Raw genomic sequence first — 14,009 nt, forward strand, 5'->3', positions numbered from 1 at the left:
TGCGGATCGATCATCTCCGCCCGGGGGCCAGGACCGCAAGGCACTGAAGAGTCGCGGCCAGATCCGTGGCCAGGAGCCGACGACATTTTGACTCGCGCGTCAAATTTTTGAAGCAGGGCCCAGATACACCAAACCCGCCGCGGGGGATAATCGCGACGGGCTGGCTATTTCTCGATCATTCGATCTAGGCGGGCGTTTCCTCCCCGAAACGCCGAAGGAAGGGAGCTCTCTGATGGGCTCTGTTCTTCCTTGCAGGCTGTAGAAACGTCATAAATGGGGTAGTGTCAACGCAACCAAACCCATTTCTGTAACGGGCTGGACGTTTTTTTGACGGGCACGCGGTAGATTGGACGCAGAAGTCAAACTTATCACTGTTCTCTCAGAATATTTTTGACATTAGAGTCAAATATTACCGGCCAGGCGAGCCGCGAGCTGGTCCAGCACCAGCGACCGCGACTCGAACACATAGTCGGGACGCGAGACGGTGACCGGCTCGACCCCGGCCTGGGCCAGGGCCGCGGCGGCGTCGAACAGGTCGGCCGTGGCCAGCAGGGCGCCATTGGCGCGGCGAGAGCCGCCCCGGGCAACGAAGCCGGCGACGGCGGTCTGGGCGACCGCGTCCTGCTCGGCGGGCCAGACCAGGGTAGCCAGGGTGCGGGCCCGGCCCTTGGCCTCGACCACCGCCAGCAGCCTCTGCAGCGAGGCCAGTTGGACGGGCGACCAGTCGGCGATCAGCGAGGCGGTCAGCTGGGCCTGGCTTTTCAGGATCACCCCGTCGGCCAGGATCTTCAGGCCATTGGCCGCCAGGGTCGCCCCGGTGGTGGTGATGTCGACGACCAGCTCTGCCGCCCCGGCGGCCGGGGCCCCCTCGGTGGCGCCGCTGCTCTCGACGATGCGATAGTCGGCCACCCCGTGGCGGGCGAAGAAGGCCCGGGTCTGGGTGACATATTTAGTCGCCACCCGCAGGCGTCGGCCGGTGCGGGCCAGATGGGCGTGCCCGACCGCATCGATATCGGCCATGGTGTCGACATCGAGCCAGCTCTTGGGAGCCGTGACCACAAGGTCGGCGCGGCCAAAGCCCAGGGCCCGCAGCAGCATCACCCGGCTGTCCATGTCGTCGCCGCGCTCGCGCAGCAGGTCCTCGCCGGTGACCCCGAGGTGCAGCTCGCCCGCATCGAGGCCGGCGGCGATGTCACCGGCCGACAGCAGGCGTACCGAGACGCCCGGCAGACCCGACAGCTCGGCCGAATAGCCGCGCGAACCGCCGGTCATTTCCAGCTTGAAGCCGCATTCGGAGAGCCAGGCCTCGACCTGTTCTTTCAGGCGCCCCTTGGAGGGGATGGCGAAGATCATCTGAGCCGTCATTCGCCGCCTCCCGCATAGGCTCGGGCCGGACGGACCATGCAGCCCACCGCGCCTGTGGTTCTGGCCGCGCCCAGCCGGGCCGGCAGACCGTCATAGCGACCCCCGGCCGCCACGGGACGCTCGTCGCCGAGGGCGGCGCTGCGCACCTCGAACAGATAGCCGTCATAATAGCCGAAGGCCCGGCCGAAGGCGGCGGTCAGGACCAGGCGATCCTCGGGCACGCCCCGGGCGATCAGGCCGGCCAGACGCGCCCGCCAGCCCGCCAGGGCGAGCTCGAGCGCGCCGCGTCGGGGCCCGGCCAAGTCGGCAATGGCCTCCAGGGCCGCATCCGGACGATCACTAACCGCCAGGAAGGCCCGCACGACCTCAATCTGCTCAGTAGACAGACGACCGGCCCGCGCCGCCTCGGCCCGCTCGACCAGACGGTGGGCGATCTCGGCCGGCTTGCGGCCACCGACCGGCTCGATCCCGGCCAGGGACCACAGTTCCTGCAGCACGGCGGCGGCCTCGCCCTCGGGCAGGCCGGCCAGCAGAGCGGCGATCCGGCCCTGGTCGTCGCTTCCTGCCGGCCCGGCGGCCGCGCCGCCCTCCAGTTCCAGCTTCAGCTGGCGCGGCCGGGTGAAGGCCCGCTTCAGGCGCGCCGCCAGGGGCGCGGCCAGGTCAAGAGTGTCCACAAAGGCCGCGAACAGGCCGACATCGCCCAGCACCAGGGTCAGGTCTGCGCGGCCACCGGCAGCGGCGGCAGCCCAGGCCAGGGCGGCGATCTCGGCATCGGCGGCCACCGGATCTCCGGCCTCGAAGGCCTCGACCCCGATCTGCAGGAACTCCTCGGCCCGGTCGCTGCCGCGCGGGGCCACCCGAAAGGCCTTGCCCTCATAGAGATAGCGGCCCGAGGCCCGATCGGAGGCCAGGTGCTCGCGGGCAATGGCCACGGTGAAGTCGGGCCGCAGGCAGGCCTCCTCGCCGCCGTCGCCGGACACCACAAACAGCCGCGCGCGCATGGCCTCGCCGGCCAGGTCCAGCAGAAGGCCCAGCGGCTGCAGCACCGGGGCGTCGGTCAGGACCGCGCCGGCTCCCGCAAAGGGCGCACGGATGGCGGCCAGGACCTCGGCCGGCAGGGACGGTTCAAGCCTCATGACCTAGCCCTCCAGGATCTTGCGGACCGCAGCGACCAGCTCGCCACGCGGCAGGGTCTGCTGGCCGGGACGCTCGGCCTTCCAGGCGGCATTGTCGGCCACGCCCGCGGCCAGTTCCCGGCCCAGGTCCAGGTCCTTGATCGTCACCGTGCCGGCCGCGATCTCGTCACCGCCCAGCATGATGGCGGCCGGCGACATCCGGCGGTCGGCATATTTCATCTGCGGCCGCATGCCGGATGTGCCCAGATAGACCTCGGCCGGGATCCCGGCATTGCGCAGGTCGGCGGCGACCGCGAAATACTCGCCCATATGGGCCTGGTCGAAATTGATGATCACCACCGGCCCGCGCGCCGTGCCGCCGGGCTCGCGTCCTGCCGCCCGCAGGGCCGAGGCCAGACGCGACACCCCGAACGAAAAGCCCGTGGCCGGCACCGGCTGGCCGGTGAAGCGGGCGATCAGGTCGTCATAACGGCCGCCGCCGCCGATTGAGCCGAACGAAACCTTGTTGCCCTTCTCGTCGGTGGTCGACAGCAACAGCTCGGCCTCGAACACCGCGCCGGTATAGTATTCCAGTCCCCGGACGATGGAGGGATCGAACACAGCTTGACGCGGGGATACGCCCAGCATTTTCAGCGTACTCATAATGCTGTCAATTTCCGAGAGCGCGGCGTCGTACTCGGGCGAGGCAACATTGAGCGCAGCGACTTTATCAAACGTATTGTAAGAAAAAATCGCAGGCTGATGCGTCTCTATTGGGAACGTCGCAGGCTCGAACTGAGCAGTTTCGAATGTGGCTACGGAGAGGAATTCAACTATTGCATTGCTTGCTGCAGCGCCCAGTTGGGCTCCCCGAGTGAAGTCGCCACTTTCATCCCTCCTGCCCTCTCCCAGAAGAAGCCTAACTCCTTCGATCCCTAGCCTGTCGAGCTTGTCGATGGCCCTAAGCACCGTCGTAGTTTGAGCAGCACTTGTGATCCCGTTTGCTGACAGAACGCCGTTTAGCAACTTCCTGTGATTGATCCGGATGACAGATTGCCCCTCTGGCAGGCCGGCGGCTTCCAGACCGGCCACGGCCATGGCGATGATCTCGGCATCGGCCTCGGGCCGGGCCGAGCCCACGGTGTCGGCATCGCACTGGATGAATTCGCGGAAGCGGCCGGGGCCGGGCTTCTCGTTGCGCCACACCGGCCCATAGGCATAGCGGCGGAACGGCTTGGGCAGGGTCTCCCAGTTTTGGGCCGCGAACCGGGCCAGGGGCGCGGTCAGGTCATAGCGCAGGGCCATCCACTGGTCGTCATCGTCCTGCAGGGCAAAGACGCCCTCATTGGGACGGTCGCTGTCGGGAAGGAACTTGCCCAGGGCGTCGGCATATTCAAAGGCCCCGGTGTCCAGGGCCTCGAAGCCGTGCCGCTCATAGACCTTCGACACCGCCTCCAGAATGGCCCGCTCGGCCCGCAGGTCGCGGGCGCGCTTGTCGGCAAAGCCGCGCGGGGCGCGGGCTTCGGGGCGGAAGGTCTGGGCTTCGTCGGTCTTTACGGGATCAGTCATCGTCGGTCCTTGGATACTCAAAGGCTTCGACGGATGGCGCTTGCAGCAAAGCCCCATCCGCTAGGCGGGGCTCAGGCAGGGGGCTTGCTTCTAGAGCGAGCGGACCCGGCCGATCCCGCGAGGCGAGGTCGGATGGTGGTGGCGGCCGTGATGGTGCGGCGTGCGGGTCATTGCGGGCGGGCTATAGCGGATAGGGCGACGGGGGGGAAGGGGTGGCGGATGGCAAGCCTGCCGAAGCTTGGCCAGCACAGCCTGAAAGAGCTGTAAGGCAGGCTCCGACCTGGGGCGATCGGGGGCGGTCGCATCCCCTCTCCCCTTGCGGGAGAGGGTGGCCCCGGCGAAGTCCGGGGTCGGGTGAGGGGTCGCGCGGGTCTTTCCGGTCGGACTTTCAACCCCTCATCCGTCGGCTTCGCGGACACCTTCTCCCGCAAGGGGAGAAGGGCTTATTCCGGCGCTTCCCCCCGCCCCGCCCGGCTGCCCAGCATGTCCGGGCTGGCGCTGAGGAAGAAGTCGCGGCGATGGGTGAAGAACTCGGCGGCGACGTCGAGGGCGGCGATGATCACCCGCATCATCGCATAGTGCGGCCCGGTGGGCGGCAGGTTGCGCAGCTGGTCGATACAGGCCTGGCGGGCCGGGCGCAGGCCGTCGAAGAAGCGTTCCGGGTCGGCGATCCCGGCGCGGCTGTTGCGCGGGCTCATGGCGGGCACACGCGGGTTCGCACGCGCCGGCGGGGGCGTTGGGTGGGCATGAAGGGCTCCTTGGTTCGCGCTTTGTTCTCCCTCCGTGGCGCGCCGGAGTCAATCGGTCTTGGGCGGGAGAGGACGGAGACCTGTGACCGCCAGACTCGCCCCCTCCTGACCGCTTCGCGGTCGTCCTCCCCCGGAGGGGGAAGACGCTCTCATCTTCCCCCTCCGGGGGAGGAGCGCGTCAGCGCGGAGGGGGCGAGTGGTCGGCGTTGCCTAGACCTTCAGCCGCCCGATCAGGGCTGCCGTCGAGGGATCGTGGCGGCCCACGGCACCGCTTTCCAGCTCCGGCAGGATGCGGCCGGCCATGACCTTGCCCAGCTCGACGCCCCACTGGTCGAAGCTGTTGATGCCCCAGATCACCCCCTCGACGAAGGTCTTGTGCTCATAGAGGGCGATCAGGGCCCCGAAGGTCCGGGGCGTCAGGCGCTCGAGCAGAAGCAGGGTGGACGGACGATTGCCGGCGAAGGTGCGCTGCGGGGCCAGGGTGGCGATCTCGGCTTCCGGCACGCCCTTGGCGACCAGCTCGGCGCGGACATCCTCGGTGGTGCGGCCGACCATGAAGGCCTCGGCCTGGGCCAGAAGGTTGGACAGCAGCTTTTCATGCTGGCCGGCCGGGCCCTCGTCGGATCGGGCCAGGCCGATCAGCTCCATCGGCGTGATGTCGGTGCCCTGGTGCATGCACTGGAAATAGGCGTGCTGAACATTGGTGCCCTCGTCGCCGAACACGACGGTGGCCGTGCCGCGTCTGGCCGGCTGGCCGTCGGGGCCGACCGACTTGCCGTTGCTCTCCATCTCCAGCTGCTGGAGGAAGGCGGCCAGGCGGCGCAGGCGGTGCGAGTACGGAACAACCGAGCGGGCCCGGCGGTCGAGGCCGTTGCGGTTGAAGATCTGGGCCAGGGCCAGCAGGACCGGGGCATTGCGCTCCAGGGGGGCGCCGGCGAAGTGGGCGTCCATCTCGGCGGCACCGGCCAGGAAACCTTCGAACACCTCCCAGCCACAGGCCACGGCCACCGACAGGCTGACCGAGGACCACAGGGAATAGCGGCCGCCGACCCAGTCCCAGAAGCCGAACACCCGCTCGTCGCTGATCCCGAAGGCGGCGGTCTTGTCGAGGGCGGTGGAGATGGCGGCCAGGTGCTGGCCGGCCGCCTCCTCGCCGAGGGCCTCAGCCAGCCAGGCCCGCGCGGCCCCGGCATTGGCCAGGGTCTCCTGGGTGGTGAAGGTCTTGGAGACGATGATGACCAGGGTCTCGGTCGGGTCGAGATCGGCCGTGGTCAGCAGGAACTCGGCCCCGTCGACATTGGCCACGAAACGCAGGTCGATTTCGGGTTTCACCGGGCGCAGGGCGTCCCACAGCAGGCGGGGACCCAGGTCGCTGCCGCCGATGCCGATATGCAGAATGGCCTTGAACGGCTTGCCGGTGGCGCCCCGGATCGCGCCGGAGCGGACGGCTTCGGCAAAGGCTTTCATCCGTTGACGGACGGTCTCGACCTCAGCCATGACCGGCACGCCCTGGGCCCTGATGTCGGCATCTGCGGCGGCGCGCAGGGCGGTGTGCAGGACGGCCCGGCCTTCGGAGCTGTTGATCGCCTCCCCGGCCAGCATCCGGGCCCGGGCCCGCTCGACATCGGCGGCATGGGCCAGGTCGAGGGCCGCTTCCAGACCGGCCTCGTCCCAGGCCTGTTTCGACAGGTCGATATGCAGACCGGCGACGTCGAGCGTCAGATTGGCCAGGCGGTCGGGCTCGGCGTCGAACATCTCGACAATGCGCTTGTCACCGGCGGCCCGGGCGGCGGCTTCCAGGCGGGTCCAGGCGGCGTCGAGATCGGCCATGGGTCAGTTCCTTGCGGGTTTGGTAAATCGGCGTTTACCGGGGCGGACTTATCAAACCCCTGCCGCGGCGTCATGCAGACCAATGACGTTTTTCGCGGGGAGAGTCCCATGTCCTGCGATGCGATCGCCTTTTCCGCCCTGTTGTGGCTGGCCTCGACCGGCCCGGCCGCCGCGCCGAACGCCGTGCCGGCCCTCAGCGCACCCGCCTCGGTGGCCGGCGAGCCGCTGTTTGCCGACATCGTGCGCCGGGCCGGCGGGCTGAAGGCCCAGGCCGAGGCCTATCGCAAGTCGCTTGCCGCCGACCCCGCCGCCCCGGCCGTGGCCCTGCCCGGCGCCGAGGCCTTCGGCACCGGGATCGCCGAACTGTCGGCCCTCGACATGAAGGGCCACCTCACCCTGAAGGCGCGCGGGGCGGTCGACGACCTCAAATGCATCCTGCGCGGCATCAGCCAGGACCTGCCGGAAAAGCTGGCGGCCATGAGCGCCGCCAGGACCGTCAAGGAGCAGGACCTGGCCCTGCGCGACATGGTCTATCTGCTCAATGACAATGTCGAGGTGATCACCGCCCCGCCGCAACCGGCGGCCTGAGCGGCATCCCCTACGCGTCCCCCTAGGCGTCCTTGTACTTCACCGCGCAGCCATAGGGCTGGACATAGGGCGTGGCCACCTTGCGGCCGGCCTTCACGTCGGCGAGGGCCGCCGCCACCAGGTTCTTGGCCCGGGGCAGGTCCTCGACCTTGTTGCTGGGGATATCGTCGATGGCGCCCTCGTAGACCACCGTCCCGGCCCTATCGATGACGAACATGTGCGGCGTGGTCTTGGCCTTGTAGGCCGTTGCCACCACGCCGTCCGGATCCAGCAGCAGGGTGGTCGGCTTCGCGCCCCTGGCGGTCATCCAGGTGCGGGCTGCCTTGCCGTCCGCGAAGTGGCCCTGCTTGCCGGGCGCGGACGAGACGATGCTCAGCCAGACCACACCGTCGGCCGTGGCGGCCTGCTGCAGGCCCTGCATGTTGCCGGAATAGTGCTTCTTCACATAGGGGCAGCCCTCATTGACCCATTCGAGGACCACGGTCTTGCCCCGGAACTCGGCCAAGGAGCGGGTCTTGCCGTCGAGATCGACAGCGGTGAAGGCCGGCGCGGGCCGGGCGTGGGCCAGACCGGGCAGGCTCAGGGCCGCCAGCGGCAGACCGGCAGCCACGAGACGGCGGGTAATCTTGGACATAGCGAGCTCCAGAAAAGACAGAGTTCCCCCTCGCCCGGCCAGACTGCCATGGTTCAGCGGTCTCTGGAACTAGCCGGCGGCCTTTTCGATCGCCTCGATGACCAGGCCCTCGGTCAGCAGTTGCGGCAGGATCACCGGCGGGCCGCCCTTGGCCGGATAGACCAGATAGAGCGGCACCCCGGCCCGGCCATGCTCGGCCAGGGCGGCGGCGATGGTGGCGTCGCGATTGGTCCAGTCGGCCTTGAGCAGGACGGCATTCCGGTCCCGGAACGCCTGGGCGACGGCGGCCCCGGACAGGGCGACCTTCTCATTGACCTGGCAGGTCACGCACCAGGCGGCGGTAAAGTCGACCAGGATCGGCCGGCCCTCGGCCTGCAGGGCGGCGACCCGCTCCGGCGACCAGGGCTCGGCGGTCAGGCCGGGGCCGCTGGGGGCCGACGCGGCCCCGGTGGCGGCCTGGCTCGTGACCGGCGGCGCGGCCTGAACGGTCAGGGCCGTCAGGGCGATCGCCCCGGCCAGGGCCAGGATCGCCAGAACCAGCGAAACCCGGCTGGGCTTGCCCACGGCGCGCCGGGTCTGGGCATGACCCCACAACCAGGCCCCGAACCCGACCAGCACGGCGGCGGCGAAGACCTGGCCAAGCGCGAGCGATCCGGCCTGCTGGCTGAACACCCAGACCAGCCAGGCGGCCGTGCCATACATCGGGAAGGCCAGGCCCTTCTTCAGGGTGTCCATCCAGACGCCGGGTCGCGGCAGGCGGGCCAGCAGCGACGGGGCGAAGGCCAGGATCACGAACGGGGCGGCAAAGCCGAGGGCCAGGGCCAGGAACACGGACAGCGAGATCAGGGGCGGCTGGGTCAGGGCAAAGCCCAGAGCCCCGGCCATGAACGGTGCCGTGCACGGGGCCGCGACCACGACGGCCAGGGCCCCGGTGAAGAAGGCGCCGGTGACGCCGCCGCGCGCCGAGATGCTGCCGCCGACGCCCTGGACGGAGGTGCCGAACTCGAAGACCCCCGACATGTTCAGGGCCACCAGCAGCATGACCAGGGCCAGGCTCGCCACCACCACCGGCGACTGCAGCTGGAAGCCCCAGCCGACGGCCGCGCCCCCGGCCCGCACCGCGATCAGCAGTCCGGCCAGGGCCAGGAAGGTGGCGACCACCCCGACCAGGAAGGCCAGGCCCTGCAGGCGGGTCTTGCCCGGATCATGGGCATGACCGGCCAGGCTGGCGGCCTTCATCGACAGCACCGGGAAGACGCAAGGCATCAGGTTGAGGATCAGTCCGCCCAGGAAGGCAAAGACCAGGGCCGTGGCCAGGGCCTTGACGTCCAGGGGTCCGGCAGCGGCCGGCGGCGGGCCGAGCCCGGCGGCCGTGGCGGGCGGCTCGCCGGGCGTCGCCGTGATCTCATAGGCCTGACCCTTGAGGGCCAGAACCCCGGCCAGCTCGGTCGGCGGCGTTCCGCTGGTAAAGTCATAGCCCGGGGTCAGGCCCAAGGTCAGGCCCTCGGGTCCGCGCTCGATGGTCTGGGCGGCGGCATGGTCGATGACCTTGCCGGAATAGGGGAAGAAATAGGCCCCGGCCAGGTCGGCCCCCTTCAGGGGCGCGCCGGTCACGGCCAGGGTCAGGGCGGTGCCGTCGCGCTTGAACACGGCCTTGAGCCCGGCGGGCTTGGGCGCATCGGCCAGGGCCTTGGCCACCACCGCGCCCCATGTCGGATCGGGACCGGGCACTCCGGCCACGATCGGCAGGTCGAGGGTCAGGACCGCATCCTCGGGGATGCAGATCTCCTCACAGACCAGAAAGTTGGCCGCGGCCTTCAGGGTGACGGTGGAGCCCGGCCTGGCCGAGGCCGGCACGGTGATCGGCACCGGCAGCAGCACCTCGCCCTTATAGGCATAGTCGAGCAGCGGCCCGACCCGGGTCTGTTCGGGCGTGGCCCAGACGATGTCGCCGGCGCTCCAGCCGGCCGGCAGGGTCCAGACAATCTCGGTGGCGGCACCGGCATCGCCCGGATTGCGCCAATAGGTGTGCCAGCCGGGCTGGATCTTCTGACGCAGGGCGACATAGATCGTCGCGCCGGGCACGGCGGCGGCGTCTTGGGCCACCAGTTCGGCTTCGATGTGGCCGGTATTGACCGGCCCGGCCAGGGCCGCCCCGCCGCCCGAGCCGGCGATCAGGCCGGCCAGAAACACGGCCTGCACCGCCACAAGAAGTTTCCGGATCAACATGAAGCCTGCCCGAGCCAAACCGCGTCAGCGACACATGGCCCGCCCACACGCTCTCGACAAGCGCCGAGCGAGCATGGACAGTCGATGACGATTCATCATGAGACCTCAGCCATGCCCGCCGCCTTCGACGATATCGAGATTGGCCAGGTCGTTTCCCTGGGCACGCGGGCCGTGGAGGCCAAGGCGCTGGAGGGCTTCATCGCCGCCTTCGCCCCCGGCTGGCCGGTCGAGAACGGGGCCCCCGATGTGATGATCTTCGCCATCTGGTCGCGCCTCGACGCCGAGTCCAGCGCCGCCTGGCCCCAGACCAAGCGCCTGGGCGTCGACGCCCTGCGCTGGATGCGCAATCCGCCGGTCGGCGAACTGCTGCGCGGCCGGATGACGGTGATGGGCAAGGACCCGGTCGGCGAAGGCAAGGGCATGATCATCGCCCAGCACGACCTGCTCGACGAGGCGGGCCGGCTGGTCTTCTCGTGCCTGACCCGGAGCATTTTCGCGCGATAGGGGGCGGGCTGGTTCAGGGAGACGAGACAGGTTTTGGCTTCATGCCCTCCGCCGCCAACGGGGGCGGTCGTGAGGATAGTCCGTTCGGGGTCGCGACGGTCGTACGGGCTCGCCACTCTGAATGACGCGGTAGCTGCATGAGCTGCCGTTGGCCGGCAGGCGGACCTTGGCAAACCGCCTGCCGCTAGACCTGATCGCCGGGACCATTCGACAACATCCGATCAACGGCCTCGAGCAGGGTCTTCGCGCGGAAGGGTTTGGGCACATGCATATCGCCCCCCGCGTCCAGGCAGGCGCGCGCCTGGAACTCCCCGGCATTAGCCGTCAGGCAGATGATCGGCGTTCGCTGGCCCTTCGCCCGCTCGGCCTGGCGGATCAGCGTCATGGCCTCCAACCCGTCCATCAGAGGCATCTGAATATCCATCAGGATCAGATCGAACGCTCCGCTGGCGGCCGCTTCCACCGCCGCGCGTCCATCGCCAACGATGGTGAGTTCGGCCCCGATGGGCTCCAGGATCATCGCCACGACCTTCTGGTTGGTGGGATGATCTTCCGCCAGCAGGATCCGCAAGGACCCCGGCCCGTGGCTCACGGCCTCGAGTCGATTCTGGTCTACGTCTCCCTGACCCTTGGTCCGCGCAATCGGAATGGTGATCGCGAAGACGGCACCCCGGCCTGGAGCCGACCGCACGGCAATCTGCCCGTCCATCAGCGAGACGAGCGATTGACAGATCGCAAGACCCAGACCCGTGCCGCCGTAACGGCGGGTGGTCGAAGCATCGGCCTGTTCAAAGGGACGGAACAGTCGTGTCGCGTCGCATTGCTCGAAGCCGGCACCAGTGTCCGAGACATAGAAGCGCACGCCGTCCGCCGTGGGCCGAGCGGTCAGCCTAATCTGGCCCGTCAGGGTGAACTTGACGGCGTTGCTGAGAAGGTTCGAGAGGATCTGGGCAAGGCGTGTCTGATCACCGAGATAAACGCCTTTCGCCCGCGAGCTAACCTTCCAGGTCAGGGTCAGCGCCTTCCGGCCTGCAGCAGCAGCATGCAGGTCGGCGACGTCGCGGACCAGATGCTCAAGAACGAACGGCGCGGGATCAAGCCGCATATGGCCTGCATCGATCTTGGCGGTGTCCAGCACATCATTGATCAGACGCTCCAGAACCCGGGCCGACGCCACAATGAGTTCGGCCATGTTCCGGCTTTCGTCCGCAGCCTGACGATCACGCAACATCTCACCGACGGCGATGACGCCGTTCAGGGGGGTGCGCAGCTCATGACTCATATTGGCCAGGAACACGGTCTTCGCCGCCAACGCCTCCTGCGCCTTGGCCAGGGCCAGATCGCGGGCGATTTCATTCCGCTCAAGCTGTTTGATCAGGCCTACGCCGCGCCAGACCGCCGCGACACAGACCGCAACCAGCACGCCGGAGATCAAAAGAAGGATCAGCGCGTTGTCGGCCAGCGTGTCCCAGCCCGGCTTGGCGGGCTGCCAGGTGATCTTCGCCTGGGGCCGGCCATCTATGCCGTCCAGTTCGACGGCAGCGCCAGCGGGTGCGTCCACCGGCGAAAGGCGGGCCCCCTGCACCAATACCTCCCGCTCAAGCTCACCGACTACAGTTGACATTTTCCGCGCGGACACGACGACAGGGTCGAACCGGGCCTTCGTCTGGTGTTCCTGGTCCTCGGCGACGATCGTCGAGGCCGAAACCGCGTAAAGAGCGCCCTCCGCGACGATGAAGGCTTCACGCGTGGAAACACTTTCGAGCCCCGTTCGTCTGGCTTGCTTCATCGTCGCGCCGCGCGCGCGAACCTGTGTCACGAGGGGCGCGACCGCAGCGGCGAACGCGCGCGCGCTCTCCAAGGAAGTCTGCTCACTGTAACGCGAGGCATAGGCCAGGCGACCATCGGCATCGAACGCCAAGGTCAGGTCATGCTTCATGTAATCCGCGTAGTAGTCGCCGAAATTGGCCTGGACCCAGACCCAGTCACGTCGAGCCATTGCCGCTGCAGCGTCGTTCCAGACACTGGCCGAGACAACATTTTCACGCAGGATTTCGAGCGTTCGATCCACTCGACGCTGGAGCAATCTGGTTTCGCTGGCCCGCTGTGCGTCATCGACAGCTCTCACAGCAAAGGCGGCCAACACCGTCACACTTGCGAACACGACCAAGGCCGCCAAAGAGGCGGCAGCCGCAATTCGTCGCACTTGCAAACGATTTCGCTCGGCTCCGTCTGGCATAGTCCCCTCACGAGCCAATAGGGCTCGAACTATCTAACAACCTCTAAGGTGAGATGGCGCACGTCGACTTTCCAATCCTATCCAATGACCCCTAATTGTTTACGGTAAGAAGGGCTACAGGGCGGGCTTCTCATGTCATCTTTTCGACTCTCCGCGACGATTGCCGCACTCCTGGGCTTTCTGGCCGCGGAGCCCGTTCTGGCGGGGCCGCTGGACATCGAGGCCGAGATTGGCACCGTCACCGATTATCGGTTTCGCGGCCTTTCGCTGTCCGATCGCAAGCCTGCGCTTCAGGCCAATCTGACCATCAGCCACGGTAGCGGCGTGTATGGCAACGTGTTTGCCTCGACCATCGATGAGTACGGCCAAGACCTCGAAGGGAAGGGTGCCACCGTCGAACTCGACTATTCGATCGGCTGGACCTTCGCGGCCGCCGGTCTGGATTTCGATATATCCGCAGCCGCCTACACCTACCCCGGTGGACAGGACGTGAACTACCTCGAGTTCCCGGTGCAGGCCTCACGCGATTTCGGGTCGTGGACCGGCCTTGTCGGGCTCGCCTACAGCCCCGAACAGCACGCCCTCGATCGGGATAATCGCTATGCTTGGCTGGGCCTGGACCATGACGGCTCGGGCCTGCCGGTTGCGGTCTCAGCGCGGCTTGGCAAGGAAGACGGTGCCTTCGCCTCCGACAAGATCGACTGGTCGCTGACGGCGAGTCGCCAGCTTGGGCAGGTTCAGGCCTCGGCCAGTTACGTCGACAGCAACCAGAGCAGCGCCGCATTGGTCGTGAGTCTCGGGCTCAAGTTTTAGCTCTGACGGATCCGGCCAACACCGATGCCGGCAGGCCCGAAGCCCTGTCGCGCCAAGCCTAGGCTCCAGACTCGCTGGGTCCACCACAGGATAATGGCGACGATGGACACGGTGCTGGCCTAGGTCGCTGCAAGCTCGTCGTCGCGAGTGGCGAAGCGGTGCGGTCCTTGAGTCTGCAGAACACCCCCTCGACGAGATGGCGCTGCCTGTAGGCTCCCGGATCGGGTTGTCGGGGCTGTACTCGACCAGAGCCGCAAACAGCCACCGCCAAACGCCCTTGATCGTCCAGCGTCGGAACCGGTTGTAGAGGGTCGTCGGCGGGCCTGCCCGACTTTACAAAACTTAACCCTGCACACATCCGCCAGCAAAGGCGC

At 67.9% G+C, this 14,009-nt stretch carries 11 protein-coding genes; 3 read left to right on the plus strand and 8 right to left on the minus strand.

All coding sequences use genetic code 11. The features are described from left to right. Positions 1-402: 402 nt before the first annotated feature. From hisG to pgi, 5 genes are all read right to left on the minus strand, one after another. Positions 403-1,365: an ATP phosphoribosyltransferase gene (hisG, locus tag ACW17U_RS15990; protein ID WP_492053735.1), complete on the minus strand. Its 963-nt coding sequence runs from the start codon at positions 1,363-1,365 to the stop codon at positions 403-405. Continuing rightward, positions 1,362-2,501, minus strand: coding sequence for an ATP phosphoribosyltransferase regulatory subunit (locus ACW17U_RS15995; RefSeq protein ID WP_492053737.1), 1,140 nt, complete (start codon positions 2,499-2,501; stop codon positions 1,362-1,364). The genes hisG and ACW17U_RS15995 overlap by 4 nt, the downstream gene beginning before the upstream one ends. A 3-nt stretch (positions 2,502-2,504) precedes the next feature. Then, positions 2,505-4,049 carry a histidine--tRNA ligase gene (gene hisS, locus ACW17U_RS16000; RefSeq protein ID WP_492053738.1) on the minus strand — a complete coding sequence of 515 codons (1,545 nt, stop codon included), beginning with the start codon at positions 4,047-4,049 and terminating at the stop codon, positions 2,505-2,507. A gap of 443 nt (positions 4,050-4,492) precedes the next feature. Next, a complete protein-coding gene (locus tag ACW17U_RS16005; protein ID WP_062142969.1) occupies positions 4,493-4,747 on the minus strand; it encodes a hypothetical protein in 255 nt (84 codons plus the stop codon). A 261-nt stretch (positions 4,748-5,008) separates the two neighbouring features. Beyond that, positions 5,009-6,628 (minus strand): glucose-6-phosphate isomerase, encoded by a 1,620-nt coding sequence (gene pgi, locus ACW17U_RS16010; protein WP_492053740.1) that lies wholly within the window; start codon positions 6,626-6,628, stop codon positions 5,009-5,011. 108 nt (positions 6,629-6,736) lie between these two features. Here pgi and ACW17U_RS16015 point away from each other — a divergent pair, with 108 nt between their 5' ends. Next, positions 6,737-7,216: a hypothetical protein gene (locus ACW17U_RS16015; RefSeq protein ID WP_492053742.1), complete on the plus strand. Its 480-nt coding sequence runs from the start codon at positions 6,737-6,739 to the stop codon at positions 7,214-7,216. Between the two features lie 22 nt (positions 7,217-7,238). Here the strand turns inward: ACW17U_RS16015 and ACW17U_RS16020 are convergent, their stop codons facing one another. Together ACW17U_RS16020 and ACW17U_RS16025 are read right to left on the minus strand one after the other, a co-directional pair. Continuing rightward, complete coding sequence (locus tag ACW17U_RS16020) at positions 7,239-7,850, minus strand: redoxin domain-containing protein (RefSeq protein ID WP_492053744.1); 612 nt, start codon at positions 7,848-7,850, stop codon at positions 7,239-7,241. A 69-nt stretch (positions 7,851-7,919) separates the two neighbouring features. After that, positions 7,920-10,079, minus strand: coding sequence for a protein-disulfide reductase DsbD family protein (locus ACW17U_RS16025; protein WP_492053746.1), 2,160 nt, complete (start codon positions 10,077-10,079; stop codon positions 7,920-7,922). A gap of 111 nt (positions 10,080-10,190) precedes the next feature. Here ACW17U_RS16025 and ACW17U_RS16030 point away from each other — a divergent pair, with 111 nt between their 5' ends. After that, positions 10,191-10,583: an acyl dehydratase gene (locus ACW17U_RS16030; RefSeq protein ID WP_492055752.1), complete on the plus strand. Its 393-nt coding sequence runs from the start codon at positions 10,191-10,193 to the stop codon at positions 10,581-10,583. Positions 10,584-10,767: 184 nt separating this feature from the next. On the opposite strand, the gene ACW17U_RS16035 is transcribed toward ACW17U_RS16030, so the two are convergent. Continuing rightward, positions 10,768-12,822: a hybrid sensor histidine kinase/response regulator gene (locus ACW17U_RS16035; RefSeq protein ID WP_492053748.1), complete on the minus strand. Its 2,055-nt coding sequence runs from the start codon at positions 12,820-12,822 to the stop codon at positions 10,768-10,770. A 132-nt stretch (positions 12,823-12,954) separates the two neighbouring features. Here ACW17U_RS16035 and ACW17U_RS16040 point away from each other — a divergent pair, with 132 nt between their 5' ends. Beyond that, positions 12,955-13,635: a TorF family putative porin gene (locus ACW17U_RS16040; RefSeq protein ID WP_492053750.1), complete on the plus strand. Its 681-nt coding sequence runs from the start codon at positions 12,955-12,957 to the stop codon at positions 13,633-13,635. Positions 13,636-14,009 lie beyond the last annotated feature (374 nt).

This window comes from Caulobacter sp. AVps16 (assembly GCF_058681455.1).